Origin of the sequence: Actinomadura sp. 7K507 (genome assembly GCF_004348425.1) — a bacterium.
In the GTDB taxonomy this organism is placed as follows: Bacteria; Actinomycetota; Actinomycetes; order Streptosporangiales; family Streptosporangiaceae; genus Spirillospora.
The window spans coordinates 1-22,225 of record NZ_SMKK01000007.1; the positions used below are offsets into that span (position 1 = coordinate 1).

Consider the following 22,225-nt stretch of genomic DNA (forward strand, 5'->3'; position numbering starts at 1 on the left):
CCCGGTTGAAGTGGTGACTGAACATGATCGCCTCCACCTCGATGCCGTTCATCGCGATGATGCGGCACTTGGTGTAGGGATCGGAGGTGTCGGGATCGACGGGCGCGACGTCCAGCTGGCTCCAGTTGCGCAGCTGGTCGTCCAGCGGGATACCGCGGTGTTCGAGCGGATTGAACGCCACCAGGCTCACCCCTTCTGTGAGAGCGGATCGGCATGACGCCCCGCCGCCTCTACCCGCCACGATCCACACCGCACCTTCACAGCCGCCCAACCTCAAGGTTTTGATCGCCCGTTAACCACGACGCGACGGTCCGCCATCGCTCGGCGAACCCTCCAAGGCCCTTCCGCGCCGATGAGATGCGCGACCGCCTCGTCCTGAGAGGTGTTCTCGGACGCTAGGCCGAACCACGCCCCGGCGTCCGGCTGCTCACCCCCATCGCCGAAGAGGCCGCCCGCCTGGTTCCCGAGCGCGGCGAGGACGCCTGGGACTTCGTCGAGCGGACACGGCGGGCGGGGCGCTCCACCACCCGCCCGCTGTCGACCGGGTGCCCTGGCCCACGCCGCCGGCTCAGGAGCTCATTCCGGCGCCCGCCTCGTCGATGACGTCGTCCAGCCGGGAGGCGAGTTCGACGTCCAGAGCCGTGACGGCGTCCACGGACGCGGTGCGGACGGCCAGTTGGACGCCGTCGGCGCCGCGGCGCACTTCGGGCCCGCGGCCCATCTCGTCGCGCAGGAGGTCGATCCTGCGCAGCACCCGGTCGAGATTGCCGGGTGGGAGTACGAGGGTACGCCGGAGTTCACCGGCATCGCCCGACCAGTCCGGGAGGGCCCCCAGTGCCGCATCCACCTCCTCGGGGGTAAGCGGCGCCTCCTGTCCGGTGGGGCCGGTGACACCGCCGCCCACCCCGGGCGGAGCGAACATCCCCCGGAGCTGGTCGGGTACGTTCAGCTCCGCGATCAGGTCGGGTTCCTGCTCCGCGAGCGCGGCGAGCACCGCCCGCGCCCGGAGGCGCGCCTCGTCAGGCGGCCGATGCGCCAGCAGCGAGACGGCGCGGACGAAATCCGCCTCGTCGCCCTCACGCACCTGGCCCTCGACTGGGAGACGTCCCTTCAGCTGACCTGGCATCGCGTCCAGGAACCGGTCCCGGTCGGGTTCATCGAGCGTGCGGGCCAGCACGGTCACGGTCGCCTCCGCCGCCGCTCGCGCAACCCCTGAGTCCAGCCCGGTCTTCTCCGAGACCGACTCCAGAAGATTCTGATACTTGACGGCCATACTGCGGTCCCCCTACTCGGTCGGCCTGGTCGAGTCCCTCAGCAGTACCCGGCACCCCTGTTCTTACGCCCCGCATCCCCCGGCGACCTCGGCCTGAATGCGGTTGACAGGCTTACGCCTGACGCCTTGGCGGGGCCAGTCGCCGCCACGGCCGCTCACGCGGCCGCGGACCCGGTCGACAAGTCCAGCGCCGGGAGTCAGCGTCTGTTCAGCGGTGGCGTGTTGGGCGCCGAAGGATGCGGGCGGGTGGGTGCCACACGCTTGGCGGACTGGACCTTGTCGCCCGGTTCCGGCAGCTGGTCGGCGTCGGCGTGCCCGGCGAGCTTCGCCTGCTCGCCCTGCTGGACGTCATCACGTCGTCGTGGGCGCCGCCGAGCGCCTGGGAGGGCGGGCCGATGTGCCGAACGCCGAGCGGAAGGGACGCCTCGGAAATCAGAACGCGTTCTTGTCAATGGCGGTGGTGTAGAGCAAGCTACGTCGCATGGATCTGAATGCCCTGGAAGAGATCCGTCAGGTGAAGTACCGCTACCTGCGCTGCCTGGACCTGAAGGACTGGGACGGGTTCGCCGACACCCTCACCGAGGACGCCCTGGGCGCCTACGGGACCCGCGCGGTCGGCGAGCCGCTTCGCCTGGAAGGCCGCGACGCCATCGTCGACTACATGCGCGGCAACCTCGGTCCCGAGATCACCACGGTGCACTTCGCGGGCCAACCCGAGATCCGGGTCGACGGCGACAGGGCTGAGGGCACCTGGTGCCTGGAGGACACCATCATCGCCAAGGCCTTCCGGGTGTTGATCCGCGGATCCGCCTTCTACGAGGAGACGTATCGGCGCTGCGCGGACAGCGGGTGGCGCATCAGTGGCATCGGCTACGAACGGACCTACGAATACTCGATATCGCTCGACGATGTGCCCAGCTTCAGGCTCCTGGCAGACCGCTGGACGCCCTCTCCTTCGCAGCCGGGAACCTGACCCGAGCGCGACCACCTGTATGAGGTGTACGCGGCCTCGGGCGCCGCGCTTGCTGAGAACCACGTCCATGCAGGGCACCTTGAGCGATGCGGCCTACGTCGCCAGCAGCGGGGCGTCCCGTGAGTCAGGCCTTGGCGCGCTGCTCCTTGAGGCGGAGTTCCTCCCTGCGGACTTCGGCGCGGACGGCTTGCTCCCGTTCCAGCCAGTCGGGCCTTTCGGCCTTCAGGTTCTCGATCTCGGCTGTGGTGAGGGGGCCCTCGATGCCGGCGCGGGCCAGACCCGAGACGGAGACGCGGAGCTTGGCGGCGACGACCTGGCGGGGGTGGGGGCCCTCACGGCGCAGGTTCGCCAGCCATGAGGGCGGGTCGGCTTGGAGCGCGTTCAATTCGTCCCGTGAGACGGGACCTTCCTGGAAATCGGCGGGTGCTGCCGACAGCAGGATCCCCAGCTTCTTGGCCGCGGTCGCGGACTTCATGGTCTGCGGGGTCTTTGCTTTGGACGTGCCCATGACCTCAAGGGTAGCCAGCGGGAGGGAACCTTCCGAACGTGGCTAGGGTGGCGGAGTGAGCGATGGTGAGTTCCGGCTGGCCTACGTGCCGGGCGTGACGCCCGGGAAGTGGGCCGGGGTGTGGGCCGAGCGGGTCCGGGAGGTGCCGCTTCGCCTGCTGCAGATGCCGGCGGCCGAGGTCGTCCCGCTGCTGCGGAACGGTGGCGTGGACGCGGCGTTCGTACGCCTGCCCGTCGACCGCGAGTCCCTCCATGTGATCCCGCTGTACCTGGAGACGACCGTGGTCGTGGCGCCGAAGGATCACGCCGTGGCCGCGGCGGAGGAGGTGGAGCTCGCCGATCTCGCCGACGAGGACGTGTTCGAGCCACTCGACGAGGTCTTGACCTGGGACGACCGCCCCGGGCAGCCCGCCTTCACCCGTCCTGAGAGCACCGCCGCCGCGATCGAGTTGGTGGCGTCGGGAGCCGGCGTCCTGCTGCTCCCGCAGTCTCTGGCCCGCCTCCACCACCGCAAAGACCTCACCTACCGAACCGTGACCGACGCTCCTCAGTCCCAGATCGGCCTGGCCTGGCTCGCGGCCGAGACGACCGACCTCATGGAGGAACTGATCGGCATCGTCCGAGGACGCACCCCCAACAGCTCCCGTGGCCGCAATCCCCGGCAACAGCCCACCGGCAAAAAGCCACCGCAACAGCGCCCCTCCTCCAAGCACCGCGGCCAGAAGCGCCGCCGGAGGTGACGAGAGTCGAGCCCGGCATGTCATTCGCTCGGCTCGGGAACCTTGCAGTTGGCGGTGGGGTTGAGACCGATGTAGTTGAGCGGACCGGTGGCCAAGGTGATTCCGATCGTGGCGATTCTGGCGCAGCTGCCATCGAATTGGGTGTAGTAGTGGCGCTGTCCCGCGGCGAGCGCTCCTATGATCAGCCAGGCGACGAGCATCCACCGTCCGGACCTCATCGCTACCTCCGGTGACCGCTTCGCCGACCCTGGGGTACGACAGTAACGACAAGATCGTCCATAGTTAAGCAAGTCGGGCCGGGTGTGTCATGTCGCCAGACGTCTCGCGCGGCCGAACCCGCTCGAATCCCCTGATGTGCAGCTCGGCGCCTCCCCGGCGACGGGCTGCCTCGCCCCGTACCCTTCGGCTTGGACGGCTTCGGCTCCGGTCGATGTGCGGCAGCGTCAGACGGTCGAATGGTCGGGGCGCGCCAGAGGCCACGTGATGCTCAGCCCACCGTCGACGACCAGGTTGTGTCCGCGAACCGCGGGTCGGCCACCATGCGCCTTGCTCTGCCGCCGTCCGCCAGGTCGACCGGGGCGTCACGCGGATCCGCTGCTCCAACTGTCCGGCGGTGCGGCGGAAGCCCGGCGAGTTCGGCGGGAGCGGTATTGTGCGCGGCCTTGTCCACAGATCGCCCTGCATGCCGGGCAGTGGCAAGCAATCGCCAGCGTTGTCAGGGGGTGGGGGGTGGGTTGAAAGGGTCTGGGGAGAGGAAGCGGCTGAGGACGTTCTTGGTGATGGTCGAGACGTTGTTGGCGTAGTTGTCGTAGGACAAGGCGCTGCACCAGGTGATCGATCCGGTGGAGAAGACCGCGCCACCGGACGGAGTCTCAAAGAAGACCATGTCCGCTCTGAGGTTCGGGTTGGTGAGTTCCTCGGTTGCGGGCATCCAGTGGTCGGCGGGGAATTCCGTGGCCGTTGCGAGGATCAGCGCGTGCGGGGGTGTGCCCAGGGAGGGGTCGGCGCGGTCTACCTCGTAGCCTGCCGCCCCGTAGGAGAGGACTTGGTTGGGGAAGTCTCCGATGGGTTCGTCCGTGGAGACCCCTTCGAAGATCCAGCTTGCCCGGGGGTCGTGGCTGCCGGGGCCCCGTACGTAGGGTGCGCCCGTGGCCTTGGGGGTCGTGGACCAGCAGGCGGAGAAGCCGACGCCGACGTAGTGCTGCGGGGCCCTGCCGCGCCAGCGCCAGAGTCCGCCGGGTTCTCCGGTCGTGCTGAGGTGCCCTTCGCCGGGCGCGCAGTGCCAGGCGCTCACGGCCGCTCCCTGGCGGCGGACCTCGATCGTGTGGCCTTCTTCTTCGTCCAGGCCGGTGACCCAGTAGAGGCCGTTGCCGGAGAGGTACATGTAGCGGCCGCCGGAGTTCTGGTAGGTCTCCAGAGCGTCGAGCATCTGTGCGGACCAGTACTCGGCATGGGTGCCGGACAGGACGACCTGGTAGCGGTCCAGGAGGGCCGCGCCCTCGTGGTGGAGGTCGGCGTCGGTGACGATGTCGACCTCGTGGCCGTGGTGGTGCAGCCAGTCAACGAGGAGCAGGTCCGCGCTGAGCTGGTGGGGCGACTCGAGGATCGGCAGGTGGAAGCCTGGGCGCAGGTTCAGCAGGGGGCGGCGCCAGGACGAGTAGCACACGCCGCTGCCGTCGGTGTGGGTGTCGTACGTGCTGTTCAAGCCGTGGTCGAGGACATACCGGCTCGGGGCGTCGCCCTTTCCGCCGTACTGTTCCAGCGCGCGGACGTTGCCGTAGGCGAGCCAGCTGAACAGTGGCGCCACCAGCAGGACCGGGGCGGTGGCGCGGTCCCGGGGCGGGCGCACGACGATCGGGATGTAGTCCTCGCCCGCGCGGCTTCCGCGGACGTGGGCGGCGTAGACGCCGCTGGGCAGGCCGGTGTCCACGGTCCACTCGACGGTCGGGTTCCAGCCCGCGTCATCGAGGTCGTCGTCGTGGAAGTGGATCGCGTCGTAGCGGCCGGGGTCCTCGGCTGGATTGCCGTGACCGTCCCAGCGGGGGCCCGTCACGCCTCGCGTCGGCAGCTGCACGGTGCGGCCATGCGGTGCGTTCCCGGTCGTCTCGAGGACGTTGCGTGTGCCGATGACGCCTGCGAAGTCCCAGGCCGCCGCGGGAACGGGTGGGGCCGAGAGTTCGGTTCGGTCGCGTTCGGCTGTTCGTTCGGCACGGGTGAGTGCGCGGCCGAACAGCCGGGGTGCCGCGAGTTTGCCGTTGAAGGCCGAGCCGACGTGTTCGCCCGAGTCGTCCCGGGCCAGGGCACCGGCGATCAGCAGGGGCGCCTGGGTCGGCGCGGGGCGGGTGACGGTGGCTCGTGCGGCGGTTTCGGCGTTCTCGCTGATCACCGATTGGGACGCGACGGTCCAGGGGCGGACGGGCAGGACCGTCACCGAGATCTCTTCGCCTGGACCGTCGAAGGTGGCGATCAGGCAGTGCCAGTCGCCCTCGCGGAGGCGGCGGCTCGTCTCGACCCGGTCGGCGCCGTTCTCGCCGGTCACCGTGAAGCGGACGCGTCCGTCCTCGGTCATGGAGAGCGACCAGCCCATGCCGGACCCGTCCTGTTTGCCGATGAGGGCCCGCTCGTCGGCGCCCACGAGTGTGGGCTGTGCCCAGAGCACGACGCTGAAGGCCGCACCGAGGTCGAGCCGGGGGTCGTGGGGCACCCTCACGTACGATCCGCGTCTCAGCGGTTGCGGTCCGGCCCGGTAGACCCCGTCCAGGGACCCGGCGACCGGTTCGGCGGGGCGGCCGTCCCCCTGGCGTAGGCGGACGAGGGAGACTTGCACCTCGGGGTCGGCGCTGCTGATCATCAGCGAGACCTTGTCCCCGGGGCTCACGCAGATCGGGTCGCTGTAACCGACGACGTCCATGGGCATCTCCTCAGCCGGTTCCGAGGCGGGCACCGCCCGCCAGGTCGAAGTAGTGGAGGGACCCGGGGTGGACCGCCAGGTCCAGCTTGTCGCCCGGCTCGATCCGGTGTGCGGGTGGGACGCGCGCGCAGAGCAGCCGCTCCTCGTCCGTGGTGGCCGGCCCCAGGGCGCGTTCCTCGGTGAAGGTGACCCGCGCGATCTCCGCGGTCTCCTCCCGCGTGGCCGGGACGCCGAAGAAGATCAGGACGTCGGCGCCGAGGTCCTGCCGCACGGTGCACTCCACACCCAGGATCCAGTCATCCGGCGCGGCCTCTGGGCGAAGGTCCTCCGGCCGTATGCCGACCAGTACCTGCTCACCGTCGCCCACGGGGGGACGGTGCCCGGCGGGCGGCGTCAGGGTGAAGCCGCCGAACTCCAGCGTGTCCCCGCGCACGGTCCCGACCGCGAAGTTCATCGCCGGGGAGCCGATGAACGCGGCCACGAACGCGTTGGCGGGGCGGGCGTACAGTTCCTGCGGCGCGGCGACCTGCTGGAGTTCGCCGCCGCGGAGGACGGCGACGCGACTGCCCAGCGTCATCGCCTCGACCTGGTCGTGGGTGACGTAGACGGTGGTGACGCCGAGCCGGCGGTGCAGTTGTTCGAGTTCGGCGCGCATGGACACGCGCAGCTTGGCGTCGAGGTTGGACAGCGGCTCGTCCATCAGGTAGGCGCGGGGTCGGCGGGCGATGGCCCTGCCCATCGCGACCCGCTGGAGTTGCCCGCCCGACAGGGTGGCGGGACGGCGCCCGAGGAGTTCCCGCAGGCCGAGCAGGTCCGCGACCTCGTCGACGCGGGCGTCGATCTCGCCCTTGCCGGTCCCGCGCACCTTCAGCCCGTAGCCGAGGTTGGCGCGGACGGTCATGTGCGGATAGATCGCGTAGTTCTGGAAGACCATCGCCACGTCGCGCCGCCGCGGATCCAGCGCGGTGACGTCGTCGCCGCCCATCCGGACGGCGCCGGACGAGGGCCGTTCAAGCCCGGCGAGCAGGCGCAGCAGGGTGGACTTGCCGCAGCCGGACGGGCCGACGAGGACGAAGAACTCCCCCTCCTCGATCTCGAGCGAGACGTCGTCGACCGCCGCCTGCGTCCCGTCGTACCGCATGACCACATGGTCGAGTTCGATGGACGTCATCGCGCCCTCCCCTTCTCTCACCCGTGCAGGGTGCTGGTGAAGCCCTTCATGACCGAGCGCTGCGCGAACGCGAACAGCGTCACGACGGGCACCGCCGCGATGAGCGCCGCGGCGAAGATCAGCGGCCATTCCGCCGTGAAGCGGCCGACGAACGAGTAGACGGCGACCGGAAGCGTCACCTTGTCGGTGCCTCCGGTGAACACCAGGGCGACGAAGAAGTCGTTCCAGACGAACAGTCCCGTCAGCGTGGCCACGACGCCGGTGACGGGCCGCACCAGCGGGAACACGATCTGGGCGAAGATCCGCAGCGGCCGGGCGCCGTCCACCCGGGCGGCCTCCTCGTACGCCGTCGGCAGGCTCCGGAAGAAGCCCGTGTAGAGGAAGACCGCCAGCGGCATCTGGAGCCCGAGGTAGACGAGGATGAGACCCACCCGGGTGCCGGTCAGGCCCGCCTCCACCATGAACGCGTACAGGGGGATCATTCCGAGCTGGATCGGCATGATCAGGGCCAGTACGAAGAGCCCGAACACCAGCCCGGACAGCCGCGAACCGCGCCGCGCCAGCGCGTACCCGGCGGGGGCCGCGAGCACGACCAGCAGGACGACGACCGCGCAGGTCGTCAGGACGCTGTTGAACAGTGCCTGGGAGAACGACACGGCCTCGCCGCCCGCCTCGTTCCAGGCGCGCCCGACGTTGTCGAGCGTCGGTGCGGACGGTGGCGCCAGCGTCGATCCGCCGGTGTCCTCGGGATCGCGCAGCGTCGTGGCGAGCACGAGGTACACGGGAGCGAGCATGGGCAGGGCGGCGATCCAGAAGCCCGCCTCGCGGAAGGCCGTCCAGCGGCCGTACCGGTTCATGCGCCCCTCCCCCGCAGCGCCCGCACCTGGACCAGTGCCGCCAGGCACACCCCGGCGACGAGCAGCAGGGCGACCGCCGCGCTGTAGCCGTACTGGCCGTTGACGAACGCCTGCTTGTACACGTAGGTGCCGAGCGTGTCGGTGCCGCCGGCCGGCCCGCCTCCGGTGAGCGCCATGACCTGGTCGAACAGCATGAACGCCAGGATCGTGGACAGCGCGGTCCCGATGGCGAGGGCGGGGCGGAGCTGCGGCAGGGTGATGTCGCGGAACCGGCGCCAGGGCCCGGCCCCGTCCACCTGGGCCGCCTCCAGCAGCTCCTCCTGAACGCTCTGCACGCCGGCGAGGTAGATGAGCATGTGGTAGCCGGAGAACTGCCAGATCATCACGACGACGACGGCCGCCAGCGCGGTGTTCCGCTGGCCGAGCCACGGCTGTGCCAGCGCGCCGAGCCCGGTGCCTTCCAGCAGCTCGTTCAGCGGACCGTCGACGTCGAGGATGAACTTCCAGATATAGGCGACCACGAGCGGGCTCACCACGGCCGGGACCAGGAACAATGCCCGCAGGACGTGGCGGGTGCGCAGCGTGCGCGCCAGCCCCAGTGCCAGCCCGAGGCCGGCGGCGTTGACTCCGGCCACGTACAGGGCGGCGATAATGAGGGTCTGGACCACGACGTGCGAGCCGTCGCCGAAGAACTCCCTGAAGTTGGCGAGCCCGACCCAGGTGGGCCGGGTCAGCCCGTCCCAGTCGGTGAACGCCGACAGCCCGCCGAGGAGGGACGGGCCGAGCAGCAGGAGCAGCGTCAGAGCGCCGGCGGGTACCACGAATGCCCATGGGGCCGATCTCGGGGTCTTCATGATGCGGCTTCCTACGGGGCCTTGGTGGTCCATGCGGCGTCCATCGACTCCAGGACGTCGGCGGGGCCCGACCCGCCGTTCATGATCTTGACGAGTCCGCCGTCGAACGCCGTGATCAGCTCCGGGTTCGGCCAGTGCTGGTCCATGATCGGGCTGGTCTTCCCGTCCTGGATGTAGGGCTCCAGTGCCGCCGCGTAGCCGGGGACACGCTCGGCGTCCGGGCCCGCGGGGATCGCGGGGACGGCGCCGTCGAGCTTGGTGTAGCGGACGCGGTCGGCCGCGTAGTGGTCGATGAACTTCTTGGCGAGCTCGGGGGCGCTCGCCTTGGTGGGTACGACGAGACCGCTGCTGGGGCCGGCCGGGACGCGCACCCGGGCGGGGTCGTCGGCACCGGGGAAGGGGAACATCGTGAACGTCTCGTCGGGGGCCGCGGCCTGCCACAGCGGCAGCGTCACCGTGGGGGCGACGACCATCTCCGCCTCGCCCTCGCCGAGGGCACGCGCCGCCGCCTCCCGGGTCGCCCCGGCCGCGCCCTCGGCGAAGCAGTCGGCGTCCACCATCTCCTTGTAGCGTTCCACCGCCTTCACCCAGCCCGCTGTACCGGCGAATGTGACCTGGTCCTTCAGCCGCTTCTCGTCGTAGGCGGGGTCGTCCGCGTAGACCGCGGACCCGGCCAGCGCGAATCCGACGATGTGCGGCATCTTGGACGCCTCGTGGCCCGCCATCGCGAACGCGGCCTTTCCGTCCGCCGCGGCGTCGCGGCACCGCGTCAGGACGTCGGAGAACGTCTCCGGCTCGGGCGTTCCCTTCTTGGCGAACACCCCGATCGCCATCGAGTCGATCGGGAAGCCGTACACCTTCGAGCCGTCCCCGACGACGGAGCCGAACTCCTTCGGGATCTCACCCGCCCAGGACGCGCCGCCCAGGTCGGTGAGCAGTCCCTTGTCGGCCAGCGAGCGCGACGTGCCCGACTCGCCGTAGCCGAGCACGGTCAGCGCCACGTCGGGGGCCTGGCCGGTGCCGAGCTGCCGCCGGAGCGCCTGGAGGTGCTGGTCGAAGGGCGTCTTCTTCACCGTCACGGTGACGCCCGCGTTCGCCTTCTCGAACTCGCGGGCGGCGACGTCGATGGAGGTCTCCTCGCGCCCGTCGTCCCACACGGAGATGACGAGCTCGCCGTCGCTCCGGGCGTCGCCGCCGCATCCGGTCGCCAGCAGCGGCGCCGCCAGCGCGACGCAGCCGAGGATTCTCAGCGGTGTTCTCATCAGGTCCTTCTTTCCGGCCATGGGCCTGGGCTCAGTCGTGCGCGGTCGCCAGCCGGAGGCGGTGGGTGCCGCCTCCCACCTCGATGACGAGGTGCCGGCCGCTGCGCCTGATCCCCCGAACGCCGTGGGCGGGCAGGTCCCGCGCGGCGTGGTCTTCTCCGGAACGCCAGAGCGTCCGGCCGTTCTTGGTCAGCTCCCCGGTGCCGGGGGCGGGCAGTGAGATCTCGGCCTCGCTGGTCGCGGGCACCTGGACCACGAGGTCCAGCACGCCGTCCGCCGTGTGCCAGTCGACGGCGGTGTCACCGCGGGCGGTGCGCAGGCGGGCGCTCGCGCGGTCGAGGCGATGGGTGAGCGCGGGGCGCACCCTGATGCGCCGCCAGCCCGGTTCCGCCGGTGCGAGCCCGGCCACGTCGTTGAAGAGGAACTTCTCGATCATGGCCATGAGCTTCATGTTCCGGCTGAACGTGGGGTCGCCGCCCCAGGTCTCCCAGATCGTCGTCGCGCCCCGCGCGACCTGGTGGCCCCAGCTCGGGTACGTGGTGTTCGTCGCGATGCCGTACATGGCGTCGGCCGCACCGATCTCGGCCAGCACGTTCTGGAGCGCCGCCGTTCCCATCGTCCCCGTGTTCAGGTGGCCGCCGTCGGCCTCGATGCGGTCGACGAGCACCTGGCCCGCGCGGTCGCGGTGCTCGTCGGGGACGAGCCCGAACCACAGCGGCATGGCCTGCGCGGTCTGCGAGCCGGTCGCGTAGCGGCCGGTGGCGGTGTCCAGGAACCGGTCGTTGAAGGCGGTCCGGATCGCCTCGGCCAGTTCGTGGTAGCGGTGCGCGTCGTCGTCCTCGCCGACGGCGGCGGCCGCCCGCGCGACCATCGTGGTGACCGCGTAGAACCAGGCCGTGGACGTCAGCTCGACGGGCGTGCGTTTCGGGCTGAGTGAACTGGTGCCGTCCGGCTGGGGTTCCATGTGGTCGCCCAGGCCCTCGCTGAGGACGAGGTCCTTGGCGCGCGTCCGCAGGAACTCCACGCCCCGCCGCATCCCCGGGTAGTGCCGTTCCAGGATCGAGCGGTCGCCGTAGAAGCGGTAGAGATTCCAGGCGATGCTCGGGTACGACGTCATGGCGAAGTCCGGGAGCGTCGCGTACGGCCAGTAGACGACGGACGACCAGTCGTCGGGGAGTTCCTCGCGTTCCTTCTCCAGGTCGCCGTACTCCTGGCTGTCCAGGGATTCCTGCATGTCGACCCGGCCGCGCCACTGCAGGGGGCAGATGGTCGGGAAGCGGCCGTCGGGGAGCTGGGTGTCGGCGAGGTCGTCCAGCCACTTCAGCCAGAACCCGCGCGCCTCGAAGGTGTAGAGGTAGTCCTCGACGGACCAGCCGGGGTCCCCCACCCAGCCGACCCGCTCGGCGCGGTCGGCGGCGTCCTGGGGGAAGCCCTGGAAGCTGGCACGGAACGTCCACAGCACGTTGCGGTGGATGCGGTTCAGCAGTTCGTCGGAGCAGCTGAACTCGCCCGCGGTCTCGAGGTCGGAGTGGACGACGCGGGCGCGCAGGTCCCGCACTTCGACGGCGGGGCTCGACGCGGTCACTTCGACGTACCTGAACCCGTGCAGGGTGAAGCGAGGTTCCCACTCCTCCTCGCCGCCGCCGCGGAGCGTGTAGGTGTCGGTCTGCCGGGCGGCCAGCCAGGACTGCATGTTGGCGTCGTCGTCCAGGTTCCCGTCGGCGTCGATATCGCCGGCGTGCCTCAGCTGGACCGCGGCCCCGGCGGGGCCGGTCACGCGGATCGCCGTCCAGCCGGGGACGTTCTGGCCGAAATCCACGATCAGCTTGTCGTCGTCCGCCGTGCGGGTCGCGACAGGCCGCAGCGTCTCGATCACCCGGACGGGTTCGAGCAGGCCCGTCCGGACGCGCCCGGCCGGGGCGGCCGCTGCGGTCACGGCCGTCCACCCGTCCGCCGTGAAGCCGGCGCGGTCCCAGCCGGGGACCTCCCGGCGCGCGTCGTAGCGCTCGCCGTGCGCGTAGTCGTTGTAGACGATGGGGCCGGCCGTCGTGCGCCAGGTGCCGTCGCTGACGATCGTGATCCGCTGACCGTCGGTCGTCTCGATCTCGATGAGCAGGAGCGCGGCGGGACGGTCGCCCCACGGCGTGCGCGGGAAGGGGCCGGAGCCGACGTCGTCCTCCGCGCTGTACCAGCCGTGGCCGAGGATCAGCCCGGCGGCGTTCTCGCCCGCGTTCACCTGGCCGGTGATGTCGTAGGTGGACGAGAGCACGCGGGGGTTCGGGATGCGCGCGGGCTCCCCTTCCCCGTCACGCAGGTCGGGGTCGTGGTCGTAGGTGGTGGTCGCGGGGTCGAGGACGCGGTCGCCGACGCGGTCGCCGTTGAGCCGCAGTTCGTAGAAGCCGAGGGCGGAGACGTGTGCGCGGGCCCGCGCGACGGTTCCCGGAACGTGGAACCCGGTGCGCAGAAGCGGCGACGACACGTCCTCGCCGCCGGCGATCCAGGTGGCGGCGCCCCAGTCGGACGGTTCCATCAAGCCCGTCTCGAAGGTGGCGGAAGGCGTGAACGGCCCCGGCCGGTCGTCGCGGTCCCACAGCCTCACGGTCCACCAGCAGCGTTCGCCGGAGCGAAGCGCACGGCCCGCGTAGGCGACGCCGTTCACGTCGTCGCTCTCGACCCGGCCCGAGTCCCACAGGTCCGCGGTCCCGGGCAGGAGCCGTTCCGGGGTGCTCGCGACCAGCACCTGGTAGGCGCGTTGACGCTCTTCGCCCGGTCCGGCGGGCGCCCAGCCGAAGACCGGCGCGGGCACGTCCAGTCCGAGCGGGTCGACCAGGTGCTGGCAGCGCAGCCCGGCGGCGCGCAGTTCCCCGGTTTCGGTCATGTCTCTCTCCCCAGATCGCGTGCGGAAAACGGATGGTCCTGCGCTCAGTCCATGCGCAGGCCGCCGTTGACGTCGTAGGTGGCGCCCGTGGTGAACGCGGCGTCGGCGGAGGCCAGGAGCACGATCGTGTGCGCGACGTCGTGCGCCCTGCCGAGCCGACCGAGCGGCACCGACGCGGCGAGCGCGTCCCGCGCCGATGCGTCCAGCGGTGCGATCAGGCCGGTTCCGATCGGGCCGGGCGCCACGGCGTTCACCCGGATCCCCTCGGGCGCGAGCCGCCGCGCGAACGACCGGGTGAGGGCGAGTACTGCGGCCTTGCTCGCGGCGTAGTGCGCGCTGGTGCTGAGACCGCCGATCTGCCCGGCGAGCGAGGCCACGTTGACGATCGAGGCGCCGCCCCCCGCCGCCCCCAGCAACGGGACGGCGTGCCGCATCAGGAAGAAGGCGCCGCGGGCGTTGGTCTCCATGACGGTGTCCCACTCGTCCCCTGTGATGGCGTCCCAGTCCGTGTACGGGCAGGTGCCGGCGTTGTTGACGAGGACGTCCAGATGCCCCCACTCGGCGGCGATCCGGTCGGTCAGCCGCTCGATGGCATGGGTGTCGCGCTGGTCCAGAGGCGACACGACCGCCCGCACTCCCCGCTCGCGGCAGGCGTCGGCGGTGCGCTCGGCCCCGCCGGCGTCGGAGGCGTAGGTCAGCCAGACGTCGTGACCGCGTTCGGCGAGCAGCCGGCAGGTCTCGGCGCCGATGCCGGCGCTGCCGCCGGTCACCAGGGCGGTGCGGTTCTCCGGCCGGTTCATCGTGTGTACTCCGGGTTGACGATCGATGGGACGGGCCGCCGGTTCAGGAAGTCCACGACCTGCCGGGCCGTCGTCTCGGCCAGGTCGGCTCGGGCCTGGGGCGAGTACCAGGCGGCATGGGGGGTGAGGATGACGCCGGGCAGGCCGCGCAGCGGGCTGTCGCCGGGCAGCGGCTCGGTCTCGAACACGTCCAGCGCGGCACCGGACAGATGCCGGTCGCGGATCGCGGCGGCGAGCGCGGCCTCGTCGACGAGGCCGCCGCGGCAGGTGTTGACGACCAGTGCGCCGCGCGGGAGGCGGGCGAGCGACCGGGCGTCCAGCAGGTGGCGCGTGCCGCCGGTCAGCGGGACGTGCAGGCTCACGATGTCGGCGGCGGCCAGGGTCTGGTCCAGGGTGGCGGGCCGGTGCCCGGCGGCGTGCACGGCGTCGCCGGGTACATGCGGGTCGTGGACGACGACGCGGAAGCCCAGCGCCGCGGCGTGCGCGGCGGTGCGCGAGCCGATCCGGCCGAACCCGACGACGCCGAGGGTGGTCCGGGACGGCCGGAACGCGGCGGGCGCGTCCTCGGCCACGGACCAGCGGTGCTCCCGGACCGCGCGGTCCAGCGGGAACAGCCGCCGCCCGGCCGCCATGACGAGCGCGATCGTGTGCGCCGCGACCTCCTCGACGCAGTAGTCGGGGGTGTTGGCGACCGCGATCCCGCGTGCGCTGGCGGCCTCGACGTCGATCATGTCGTAGCCGATCCCGAGCCGCCCGATGAACGTGCAGCGTTCCAGCCGGTCCAGGACCGCCGCGGTGACCGGGGCCCACTGCACCACCAGGGCGGTGGCGTCCGCGGCGGCCTCGGCGACGTCGTCCTCGGTACGGCACTGCGCGAGCCTGGTCCGGAGGCCGCCGGCACGCAGGATCTCCATGATGCGCTCGGTGCCGGGCAGGTCCGCGTCCGTGATGACGACGAGGTCACTCATTCCCGGCCTCCGGCAGCGAGGTGCGGATCCGTTCGGCGGCGGTCTCGATGTGGCGGGCCATCTCGGCCTGCGCGACCGCCGGGTCGGCGTCGACGATCGCGTCGAGCAGCACGTCGTGCGTGGCGGCGTGCTGCTCCAGCTCCCCCGGCCGCAGGGCCGCGGTGGCCGCGCGCAGGAACGCTCCGATGCGGCTGCGCAGCTGGGTGACCAGTTCGCTCACCAGTCCGTGGTCGGCCAGCTCCCAGAGCCTTTCGTGGAAGTGCTGGTCGATGTCGAAGACCTGCCGGAAGTTGCCGTCGGCCGCTTCCCGCCGCATGTCCGCGACCATCGCGCGCAGTTCCCGTTCGTCGCCCTCGGTCAGCCGTTCCTGGACGCGCTTGATGACGAACTGCTCCAGCACGACGCGCAGCGTGCACAACTCGTCCAGTTCCCGGAGGGTGAGCGTGGCGACGCGGGAGCCGCGGCGGGGTGTCCGCTCTATGAGGCCCTCGTCGGCGAGCTTCGACAGCGCCTCGCGGACCGGGATGTGGCTGACACCCAGCTCGGTGGCCAGCGTGCGTTCGACCAGGCGCGTCCCGGGTGCGTAGCGACCCTCGTGGATCGCGTCCCGGATACTGCCGGCCACCTGGTCGGCGAGGTTCCCGGCGGGAAGTGGGTTCAGTGTCATCGCTGTGCTTCCGTAGTCTCGGCGAGGGGAACGCTATAGCATCTAGCAAATAGCATATAGCGAAACCTGAGGAAAACGCTATAGCATCTAGCAAGAACATGTGAGGAAGGGGGCAGGATGCGGATCGCGGGGCAGCGCAAGGCGCTCATCACCGGTGGCGGCTCGGGTCTCGGACGCCTGATCGCGCACCGGCTGCACGCCGCCGGGGCATCGGTGACGGTCGTGGACGTCGACGCCGACAGGGTCCGGAAGGTCGCCGGGGAACTCGGCGACCGGGCGCTGGGGCTGGCCGCCGACGTCCGCTCGGCGGGCGACATGGCGCAGGCCGTCCGTGAGACCGAGGACGCGTTCGGCGGACTGGACACCCTCGTCGTCTCGGCCGGCGTCTTCCACATCGGTTCGCTGGAGGACACCAGCGAGCAGGACTGGGACCGGACACTCGGCGTCAACCTCAAGGGCGCGTTCATGGCCGTCCAGGCCGCCGCCCCGCCACTGCGGTCCAGTGGCCGTGGACGGATCGTGACGATCGGCTCCGATTGCGGGCGGCGCGGCTTCCCCCGCCAAGTGCCCTACGTGGCCTCGAAGTTCGGCCTGGTCGGCCTGACCGAATCGGTCGCGGCCGAACTGGCGCCCGACGGGGTGACCGCCAACTGCGTCTGCCCGGTCGGGGTCCCCACCACGGGGATGGGCCAGGAGGTACTGGACTGGAAGGTCCGCCAGGCAGGCGAGTCACCCGAGGCGATCGTGGCCGCGGCCGCGAGCACCAACCCGCTCGGCCGCAACGCCACCGAGGACGACGTCGCCGACGCCGTGCTGTTCCTCCTGTCCGACCAGGCGGGCTTCGTGACCGGCGTGACCCTGGACGTGGACGGCGGAGCGCATCTCGGCACCGTGCCGGGGGTGCGGTGATGGCCGGCATCCCGCTGGTGGACACGCACGTCCACTTCCACGACCTGAACCATCCGACCCTGCGATACGCGTGGCTCGAACCGGACGCGCCCGTGGACGAGGTCACCGGCCCGGACGCCGCGATCCGCGCTCAGCGCTACTGGGCCGACGACTTCCTCGCGGAGACCCGGTTCCACAACGTCGCGAAGGTCGTGCACGTCCAGGCCGCGATCGGCAGCGACGACCCGGTGGAGGAGACCCGCTGGCTCCAGGGGTTCGCCGACCGGCTCGGTGCGCCGCACGGGATCGTGGCCCACGCCGACCTCACCCGTCCCGACGCGGCCGAGACCCTCGCCCGGCACGCCGAGTTCGCCAATCTGCGCGGTATCCGCGACCTGCGCCATGACGGCTATCTGACCGATCCGGCCTGGCACCGGGGCTACGCGCACCTGGAGCGGTACGGCCTCGTGTGCTGCGACGATCCGGCGGTCGAGGAGATGGGGAAGGCCCGGGAGCTGGCGGAACGGCACCCCGGAACGACCCTGTGCGTGGACCATGCCGGATACCCGCAGCGCCGAGACCGCGCCTACTTCGAGGAGTGGCGCGCCGCGATGCGCGACCTGGCCAAGGCCCCGAACGTGGTGGTGAAGATCTCCGGCCTCGGGCAGGCCGACCACCGGTGGACGGTCTCCTCCCTGCGTCCCTGGGTGCTCGAATGCGTCGAGGCGTTCGGGACCGGCCGTGCGTTCTTCGGGTCGAACTGGCCCGTCGATCGCCTCTACAGCTCCTACGGCGACATCGTGAACGCCTACGCGGAGATCATCGCGGAGTTCACCGAGGACGAGCGGCACGCGCTTTTCCACGGCAACGCCGAACGGATCTTCCGGCTCGGGGAGGCGTCATGACGGCGCGCATCGCCGTGATCGGCTGCGGCTGGTGGTCCACCTACGCCCATCTTCCCGCGCTGGCCGAACGGTCCGACGCGCAGATCGCCGCGGTGGCCGACACCGACCCGGAGCGGCTCGCGGCGGCGGCCAAGGCGTTCGGCGTGCCCGCGGCCTTCACCGACACGGCCCGCATGCTGGACGAGGTGGAGCCCGACGGCGTCGTGATCGCCGTCCCGCACGCCGCCCACCACCCGGTGGCCCGGCTCGCCCTGGAGCACGGCGCGCACGTGCTGCTGGAGAAGCCGATGACCATCGAGCCCGCGCACGCCCGCGAGCTGGTCGCGCTCGCCCGCGACCGCGGCGCCGAACTGCTCATCGACTACCCGTGGCACTACAACCCGCATGTGCTGGCGCTGCGCGACACGATCGCGAACGGGACCATCGGGCCCGTCGAGCATGTGTCGGTGCTGTACGCGTCCACGGTCCGCGAACTGTACCGGGGCGACCCCGAGCCCTACCGGCAGGTCTTCGGCTACACCGTCAATGCGCCGGACTCCCGCACCTACAGCGACCCGGCGCTGGCGGGCGGCGGGCAGGGCCAGACACAGGTCACCCACGCGGCTGCGCTGCTGCTGTGGCTCACGGGGCTGCGCCCGCGCGGCATCGCCGCCTTCCGCGCCGACTTCGAGCTGGACGTGGACCTGGCCGACTCCATCGCGATCCGCTTCGACGGCGGCGCGATCGGGACGATGAGCTCCACCGGCGCCGTGCTGCCCGTCCACGAGGAGATCGCGCGCCTGGAGATCTTCGGCCGTGACGGGCACGTCCTGCTGGACGTCAACGCGGGCACGGCGGCAGTCCACCACGGCGAGGGCCTCACCGAGCTGCCACGGCTGCCCGCCGTTGAGCGCAATCCCGAGCACGCGCCCGTCCACAACCTCGTGGACCTCGCCCTGGGCCGGGGCCGCAACGGCTCCCCCGCCGAGATCGGGCTGGGCGCCGTGCAGTTCGTCGCGGCCATGTACCGGTCGGCCCGGGAGAGCACGATCGTCGATCCGACCCGACTCTGAGACAGGACGGCAACACGATGCTCACAGGCTTTTCACACGTGGGATTCACGGTGGCCGACATCGCCGAGGCGACAGCGTTCTACCGGGCGGTGTTCGAGTCGGAGCCGCTCGTGCGGCGGGTCTACGACGCCCCCTACACCTCGCTCCAGGTGGGCTATCCGGACGCGCGGCTGGACATCGCGATCTTCCGGATTCCCGGATCGGACGGGCTCCTCGAACTGATCCAGTACCTCAACCCGACCGGCGTCCCGGTGGACGTCGAGACCAAGAACCCCGGTACCGCGCACCTCTGCCTGAACACCGACGACCTCGACGCCGAGTACGCCCGGCTCACCGGGCTGGGGGCGACCCCGCGCAGCGACGCCCCGGTGGAGATCACGTCCGGCCCGAACGCGGGACGCCGGGTCGCCTACTTCCGCGACCCGCAGGGGCTGACCCTCGAACTCATGGAGCTCCGCTGATGCGCATCGCGAACCTCGACGGCCGGCTCGTCCTGCTCACCGGCTCGGGGGCCCTCGACGTGGCGGACGCCTCCGGTGGCCTGTTCGGCGCCGACCCGCAGGCCGTCTATCCCCGCTGGGCCGAGTTCGTCTCCTGGGCCGCGACCGCGTCCGGTGGCGCACCGTACGATCCGGCGCGGCTCGGCCCGCCGGTTCCGGCGCCGCGCCAGGTGTTCGCCATCGGGATGAACTACCACGCGCACGCGGCCGAGTCGGGTTTCGAGACACCCGACCGGCCGACGGTGTTCACGAAGTTCCCGAGCTGCGTCACCGGCCCGCGCGGCTCGATCCCGCTTCCGCCCGGCGGCGACACCGACTGGGAGGTGGAACTCGTGGTGGTGATCGGCGCGACGGCCCGCGAGGTGAAGGCGGAGGACGCGTGGAACCACGTCGCCGGGCTCACCGCCGGCCAGGACCTGTCCGAGCGCATCGGCCAGCTCGCCGGGCCGGCGCCGCAGTTCAGCCTGGGCAAGTCGCATCCGGGCTTCGGCCCGATCGGCCCGTGCCTGGTGACGCCCGACGAGTTCGACGACGCCGACGACATCGAGGTGAGCTGTTATGTCAACGGGGAGCGGGTCCAGAGCGGGCGTACCGGCGATCTGGTGTTCCCCGTGGCGGCGCTGATCGCGGAACTGTCGGCGACGCTTCCGCTGCTGCCCGGTGACCTGATCTTCACCGGCACTCCGGAGGGCGTCGGCCTGGGCCGCACCCCGCCGCGCTACCTGGCGCCGGGTGACGAGCTCGTCACCGGCGTCGCGGGCGTCGGCGAGATGCGGCACCGCCTGATCTGACCGGTTGATGTGACCGGCTGATCTGACCGGCCTGATCTGAGCGCCTGGCCTTACGGGAGCTGGAGGCTCTTGGTCTGGAGGAACGCCTCCAGACCCCAGAGTCCCAGCTCCCGGCCGTGCCCGGACTGCTTGTAGCCGCCGAAGGGCGCGAACGGGTTGAAGCGGGCGCCGTTGATGTCGACCTGGCCGGCGCGGAGCCGCCCGGCGACGGCGGCGGCCCGGTCCGCGTCCGCCGACCAGACGGCCGCGCACAGGCCGTACCGGGTGCCGTTGGCGAGCGCGACGGCCTCGTCCTCGCCGTCGTACGCCTGAAGGCACAGCACCGGCCCGAAGATCTCCTCCTGGACGATCGCCATCCCGGGGGACGTGCCGGAGAAGACGGTCGGGCGGACGTAGTGGCCCCGATCGAAACCGTCCGGCCGCTCGGGGCCTCCCGCCACCAGCCGCGCCCCCTCCTCGACGCCGGACCGGATGTAGCCGGTGACACGGTCACGCTGCGCGGCCGAGACCACCGGCCCCAGCGCGAACGTGAACCCCACATGGCCGAGCTTGTCCGCGAGCACCGACGGCCGGACACCGGAGGTCTCCGTGGCGGGGTCGACCAGTGGGTGGTTGGCGACGGCCGACGCGGCGATCTGCTCCGCCTCCGCCAGCCGGGCACGCGGCACGATCATCCTGGACAGCGCGGTGCAGGTCTGCCCCGAGTTGACGAACGCCTTGACCAGGCCGTCGGCCACGGCGGCCTCCAGGTCGGCGTCGTCCAGGATCACGTTGGGCGACTTGCCGCCCAGTTCCAGATGCACCTGCTTGACGGTCGCGGCGGCCAACGCGCCGATCCGCCGCCCGGCCGCCGTCGACCCGGTGAAGCTGACGACGTCCACGTCGCGGTGCGAGACCAGATGTTCGCCGGCATCGGCACCCGTGCCGCACACCAGGTTGAAGACTCCCGGCGGGAATCCGGCCTCGTGCACCGCCTCGGCCAGCAGGAAGGCGTTGAGCGGGGCCACCTCGCTGGGCTTCAGCACGACCGTGCATCCGACGGCGAGGGCGGGCGCGACCTTCGCGGCGATCTGGTGGAGCGGGTAGTTCCAGGGCGTGATCGCCACCACCACGCCCGCCGGCTCCCTGACCACGGCCGAATGTCCCACCTCGCGCCGCCAGCCGACCTCGCCGAGCAGCTTCGGCTGGGAGGCGAGGGTCGCGAGCGGGAGCCCGACCTGGACGGCGGCCGCGAACGACGCCGGTGAGCCGACCTCGGCGACGATCGCCGCCGCGAGGCGGTCCTTGCGGGCGGCGAGCAGCCCGGTCAGGCGTTCCAGCAGCGCCCCGCGATCGGCGGCGGGCGTCGCCGACCAGGCGGGGAAGGCGCGGGCCGCCGCCGCGACGGCCGCGGCGGCGTCGGCGGCCGTCCCGGCGGGAACCTCGCCGGTCACCTCACCGGTGGCCGGGTCGCCGACGGCGATCCGCCCGGTTCCCGCGGCCTGCCATCGGCCGTCGATGTAGTGGCTGGTGAAAGTCTCCACGGTGGCACCTCTCTGCGGGCATCTACACTGAAGTTGTTCAACTGACCAGAACGTGTCGGGACCTGGGGGTGCGGTGGCTTACCTCGCGGCGGACGAGCGCCGTCGGCAGATCGTGGACGCGGCCGTCGAGATCATGGCGGCGGACGGCCTCGCGGGCACGACCACGCGGAAGGTCGCCGAGCGCGCCGACGCGCCGCTCGGGGCGATCCACTACTGCTTCCGCAACAAGGAAGAGCTCATCCATCTGGTGATGGAGCGCGGCGCGGCGCTGTTGCAGGACGCGTTCGCCCAGGTCGATCCGAGCCGCGGTATCGAGGCAACGATCCGGGCGAGCATCGCCGCGATGTGGGACTGGTACCAGCAGGACATCGGGCTCCAGATGGCGCTGACCGAGGCCGGGATGGTCCGCATCCGGCGTGGCGGTGACCCGGCCGAGGTGTATGCGGTGTGGGACCCGTTCGGACGGGTGCTGCTCACCGACAACCTGCGGCTGGCGGTCAAGGCCGAGGGCAGGGAACCGGCGATCTCGGTGGAGGAGATCGTCCGGTTCGTCCTGCATCGCTTCGACGGGATGACGCTGGAGTACGCGGCGTCCCATGACCGGGCCGCCTGCCAGCGCCAGATCGACCTGCTGGCCGACGCGATGGTGCTGCTGGCCCTTCCGGAGACCACGCCCGGGGCCGCGCGATGACCGGCTCGGCCGGC

Annotated in this window: 21 protein-coding genes and 1 pseudogene; 8 read left to right on the forward strand and 14 right to left on the reverse strand. The window is 71.4% G+C overall.

Annotated features, from left to right (window positions below; all coding sequences use genetic code 11):
• Nucleotides 1-181 (reverse strand): annotated as a pseudogene (locus tag E1285_RS02795) (hypothetical protein); the annotation flags it as partial.
• Nucleotides 182-568: 387 nt separating this feature from the next.
• Nucleotides 569-1,273: a DUF2267 domain-containing protein gene (locus E1285_RS02800; RefSeq protein ID WP_132147683.1), complete on the reverse strand. Its 705-nt coding sequence runs from the start codon at nucleotides 1,271-1,273 to the stop codon at nucleotides 569-571.
• A gap of 481 nt (nucleotides 1,274-1,754) precedes the next feature.
• Between E1285_RS02800 and E1285_RS02810 the strand changes: the two genes are divergently transcribed.
• Complete coding sequence (locus E1285_RS02810) at nucleotides 1,755-2,246, forward strand: nuclear transport factor 2 family protein (RefSeq protein ID WP_132147686.1); 492 nt, start codon at nucleotides 1,755-1,757, stop codon at nucleotides 2,244-2,246.
• Nucleotides 2,247-2,370: 124 nt separating this feature from the next.
• On the opposite strand, the gene E1285_RS02815 is transcribed toward E1285_RS02810, so the two are convergent.
• Entirely contained in the window at nucleotides 2,371-2,754 is a 384-nt protein-coding gene (locus E1285_RS02815; protein ID WP_132147689.1) for a DUF5997 family protein, read from the reverse strand.
• Nucleotides 2,755-2,809: 55 nt separating this feature from the next.
• On the opposite strand from E1285_RS02815, the gene E1285_RS02820 reads away from it, so the two are divergent.
• Entirely contained in the window at nucleotides 2,810-3,493 is a 684-nt protein-coding gene (locus E1285_RS02820) for a LysR family transcriptional regulator substrate-binding protein (protein WP_243722502.1), read from the forward strand.
• A gap of 20 nt (nucleotides 3,494-3,513) precedes the next feature.
• Here E1285_RS02820 and E1285_RS02825 read toward each other — a convergent pair whose 3' ends face one another.
• The 10 genes from E1285_RS02825 to E1285_RS02870 form a co-directional block, all read right to left on the reverse strand.
• A complete protein-coding gene (locus E1285_RS02825; protein WP_132147692.1) occupies nucleotides 3,514-3,711 on the reverse strand; it encodes a hypothetical protein in 198 nt (65 codons plus the stop codon).
• Nucleotides 3,712-4,208: 497 nt separating this feature from the next.
• Nucleotides 4,209-6,404, reverse strand: a complete 2,196-nt coding sequence (locus tag E1285_RS02830) for a N,N-dimethylformamidase beta subunit family domain-containing protein (protein WP_132147695.1) — start codon at nucleotides 6,402-6,404, stop codon at nucleotides 4,209-4,211.
• 10 nt (nucleotides 6,405-6,414) lie between these two features.
• The gene (locus E1285_RS02835; RefSeq protein ID WP_132147698.1) at nucleotides 6,415-7,575 is read right to left on the reverse strand and encodes an ATP-binding cassette domain-containing protein; all 1,161 of its coding nucleotides are present in this window, start codon (nucleotides 7,573-7,575) and stop codon (nucleotides 6,415-6,417) included.
• A gap of 17 nt (nucleotides 7,576-7,592) precedes the next feature.
• Entirely contained in the window at nucleotides 7,593-8,432 is an 840-nt protein-coding gene (locus E1285_RS02840; protein WP_132147701.1) for a carbohydrate ABC transporter permease, read from the reverse strand.
• The gene (locus tag E1285_RS02845; RefSeq protein ID WP_165966427.1) at nucleotides 8,429-9,286 is read right to left on the reverse strand and encodes a sugar ABC transporter permease; all 858 of its coding nucleotides are present in this window, start codon (nucleotides 9,284-9,286) and stop codon (nucleotides 8,429-8,431) included. The genes E1285_RS02840 and E1285_RS02845 overlap by 4 nt, the downstream gene beginning before the upstream one ends.
• An 11-nt stretch (nucleotides 9,287-9,297) precedes the next feature.
• A complete protein-coding gene (locus E1285_RS02850; protein WP_165966428.1) occupies nucleotides 9,298-10,548 on the reverse strand; it encodes an ABC transporter substrate-binding protein in 1,251 nt (416 codons plus the stop codon).
• A 31-nt stretch (nucleotides 10,549-10,579) separates the two neighbouring features.
• Complete coding sequence (locus tag E1285_RS02855; RefSeq protein ID WP_132147710.1) at nucleotides 10,580-13,426, reverse strand: alpha-L-rhamnosidase; 2,847 nt, start codon at nucleotides 13,424-13,426, stop codon at nucleotides 10,580-10,582.
• A 44-nt stretch (nucleotides 13,427-13,470) separates the two neighbouring features.
• Nucleotides 13,471-14,226, reverse strand: a complete 756-nt coding sequence (locus E1285_RS02860; protein ID WP_132147713.1) for an SDR family oxidoreductase — start codon at nucleotides 14,224-14,226, stop codon at nucleotides 13,471-13,473.
• Nucleotides 14,223-15,194 carry a C-terminal binding protein gene (locus tag E1285_RS02865; RefSeq protein WP_132147716.1) on the reverse strand — a complete coding sequence of 324 codons (972 nt, stop codon included), beginning with the start codon at nucleotides 15,192-15,194 and terminating at the stop codon, nucleotides 14,223-14,225. The genes E1285_RS02860 and E1285_RS02865 overlap by 4 nt, the downstream gene beginning before the upstream one ends.
• Entirely contained in the window at nucleotides 15,187-15,861 is a 675-nt protein-coding gene (locus E1285_RS02870; protein ID WP_132147719.1) for a GntR family transcriptional regulator, read from the reverse strand. The genes E1285_RS02865 and E1285_RS02870 overlap by 8 nt, the downstream gene beginning before the upstream one ends.
• Nucleotides 15,862-15,978: 117 nt before the next feature.
• On the opposite strand from E1285_RS02870, the gene E1285_RS02875 reads away from it, so the two are divergent.
• From E1285_RS02875 to E1285_RS02895, 5 genes are read left to right on the forward strand one after another with little or no spacing between them, the layout of a single operon-like run.
• Entirely contained in the window at nucleotides 15,979-16,770 is a 792-nt protein-coding gene (locus tag E1285_RS02875) for an SDR family NAD(P)-dependent oxidoreductase (RefSeq protein ID WP_132147722.1), read from the forward strand.
• The gene (locus tag E1285_RS02880) at nucleotides 16,770-17,654 is read left to right on the forward strand and encodes an amidohydrolase family protein (protein ID WP_207946363.1); all 885 of its coding nucleotides are present in this window, start codon (nucleotides 16,770-16,772) and stop codon (nucleotides 17,652-17,654) included. The genes E1285_RS02875 and E1285_RS02880 overlap by 1 nt, the downstream gene beginning before the upstream one ends.
• A complete protein-coding gene (locus tag E1285_RS02885; protein ID WP_132147725.1) occupies nucleotides 17,651-18,706 on the forward strand; it encodes a Gfo/Idh/MocA family oxidoreductase in 1,056 nt (351 codons plus the stop codon). Before E1285_RS02880 ends, E1285_RS02885 begins: the two co-directional genes overlap by 4 nt.
• 38 nt (nucleotides 18,707-18,744) lie before the next feature.
• Complete coding sequence (locus E1285_RS02890; RefSeq protein WP_165966429.1) at nucleotides 18,745-19,167, forward strand: VOC family protein; 423 nt, start codon at nucleotides 18,745-18,747, stop codon at nucleotides 19,165-19,167.
• A complete protein-coding gene (locus E1285_RS02895) occupies nucleotides 19,167-19,997 on the forward strand; it encodes a fumarylacetoacetate hydrolase family protein (protein ID WP_132147731.1) in 831 nt (276 codons plus the stop codon). The genes E1285_RS02890 and E1285_RS02895 overlap by 1 nt, the downstream gene beginning before the upstream one ends.
• A 50-nt stretch (nucleotides 19,998-20,047) precedes the next feature.
• On the opposite strand, the gene E1285_RS02900 is transcribed toward E1285_RS02895, so the two are convergent.
• The gene (locus tag E1285_RS02900) at nucleotides 20,048-21,520 is read right to left on the reverse strand and encodes an aldehyde dehydrogenase family protein (RefSeq protein WP_132147734.1); all 1,473 of its coding nucleotides are present in this window, start codon (nucleotides 21,518-21,520) and stop codon (nucleotides 20,048-20,050) included.
• Between the two features lie 73 nt (nucleotides 21,521-21,593).
• Between E1285_RS02900 and E1285_RS02905 the strand changes: the two genes are divergently transcribed.
• Nucleotides 21,594-22,211 carry a TetR family transcriptional regulator gene (locus E1285_RS02905; protein ID WP_132147737.1) on the forward strand — a complete coding sequence of 206 codons (618 nt, stop codon included), beginning with the start codon at nucleotides 21,594-21,596 and terminating at the stop codon, nucleotides 22,209-22,211.
• Nucleotides 22,212-22,225 lie beyond the last annotated feature (14 nt).

Bases quoted from the DNA above. Each gene is read 5' to 3' on its own strand.
- E1285_RS02875 (WP_132147722.1), top strand. From the start codon at position 15,979: ATGCGGATCGCGGGGCAGCGCAAGGCGCTCATCACCGGTGGCGGCTCG.
- E1285_RS02870 (WP_132147719.1), bottom strand. From the start codon at position 15,861: ATGACACTGAACCCACTTCCCGCCGGGAACCTCGCCGACCAGGTGGCC.
- E1285_RS02800 (WP_132147683.1), bottom strand. From the start codon at position 1,273: ATGGCCGTCAAGTATCAGAATCTTCTGGAGTCGGTCTCGGAGAAGACC.
- E1285_RS02880 (WP_207946363.1), top strand. From the start codon at position 16,770: ATGGCCGGCATCCCGCTGGTGGACACGCACGTCCACTTCCACGACCTG.
- E1285_RS02895 (WP_132147731.1), top strand. From the start codon at position 19,167: ATGCGCATCGCGAACCTCGACGGCCGGCTCGTCCTGCTCACCGGCTCG.
- E1285_RS02835 (WP_132147698.1), bottom strand. From the start codon at position 7,575: ATGACGTCCATCGAACTCGACCATGTGGTCATGCGGTACGACGGGACG.
- E1285_RS02855 (WP_132147710.1), bottom strand. From the start codon at position 13,426: ATGACCGAAACCGGGGAACTGCGCGCCGCCGGGCTGCGCTGCCAGCAC.
- E1285_RS02865 (WP_132147716.1), bottom strand. From the start codon at position 15,194: ATGAGTGACCTCGTCGTCATCACGGACGCGGACCTGCCCGGCACCGAG.
- E1285_RS02825 (WP_132147692.1), bottom strand. From the start codon at position 3,711: ATGAGGTCCGGACGGTGGATGCTCGTCGCCTGGCTGATCATAGGAGCG.
- E1285_RS02815 (WP_132147689.1), bottom strand. From the start codon at position 2,754: ATGGGCACGTCCAAAGCAAAGACCCCGCAGACCATGAAGTCCGCGACC.
- E1285_RS02810 (WP_132147686.1), top strand. From the start codon at position 1,755: ATGGATCTGAATGCCCTGGAAGAGATCCGTCAGGTGAAGTACCGCTAC.
- E1285_RS02830 (WP_132147695.1), bottom strand. From the start codon at position 6,404: ATGGACGTCGTCGGTTACAGCGACCCGATCTGCGTGAGCCCCGGGGAC.
- E1285_RS02850 (WP_165966428.1), bottom strand. From the start codon at position 10,548: ATGAGAACACCGCTGAGAATCCTCGGCTGCGTCGCGCTGGCGGCGCCG.
- E1285_RS02860 (WP_132147713.1), bottom strand. From the start codon at position 14,226: ATGAACCGGCCGGAGAACCGCACCGCCCTGGTGACCGGCGGCAGCGCC.
- E1285_RS02885 (WP_132147725.1), top strand. From the start codon at position 17,651: ATGACGGCGCGCATCGCCGTGATCGGCTGCGGCTGGTGGTCCACCTAC.
- E1285_RS02840 (WP_132147701.1), bottom strand. From the start codon at position 8,432: ATGAACCGGTACGGCCGCTGGACGGCCTTCCGCGAGGCGGGCTTCTGG.
- E1285_RS02845 (WP_165966427.1), bottom strand. From the start codon at position 9,286: ATGAAGACCCCGAGATCGGCCCCATGGGCATTCGTGGTACCCGCCGGC.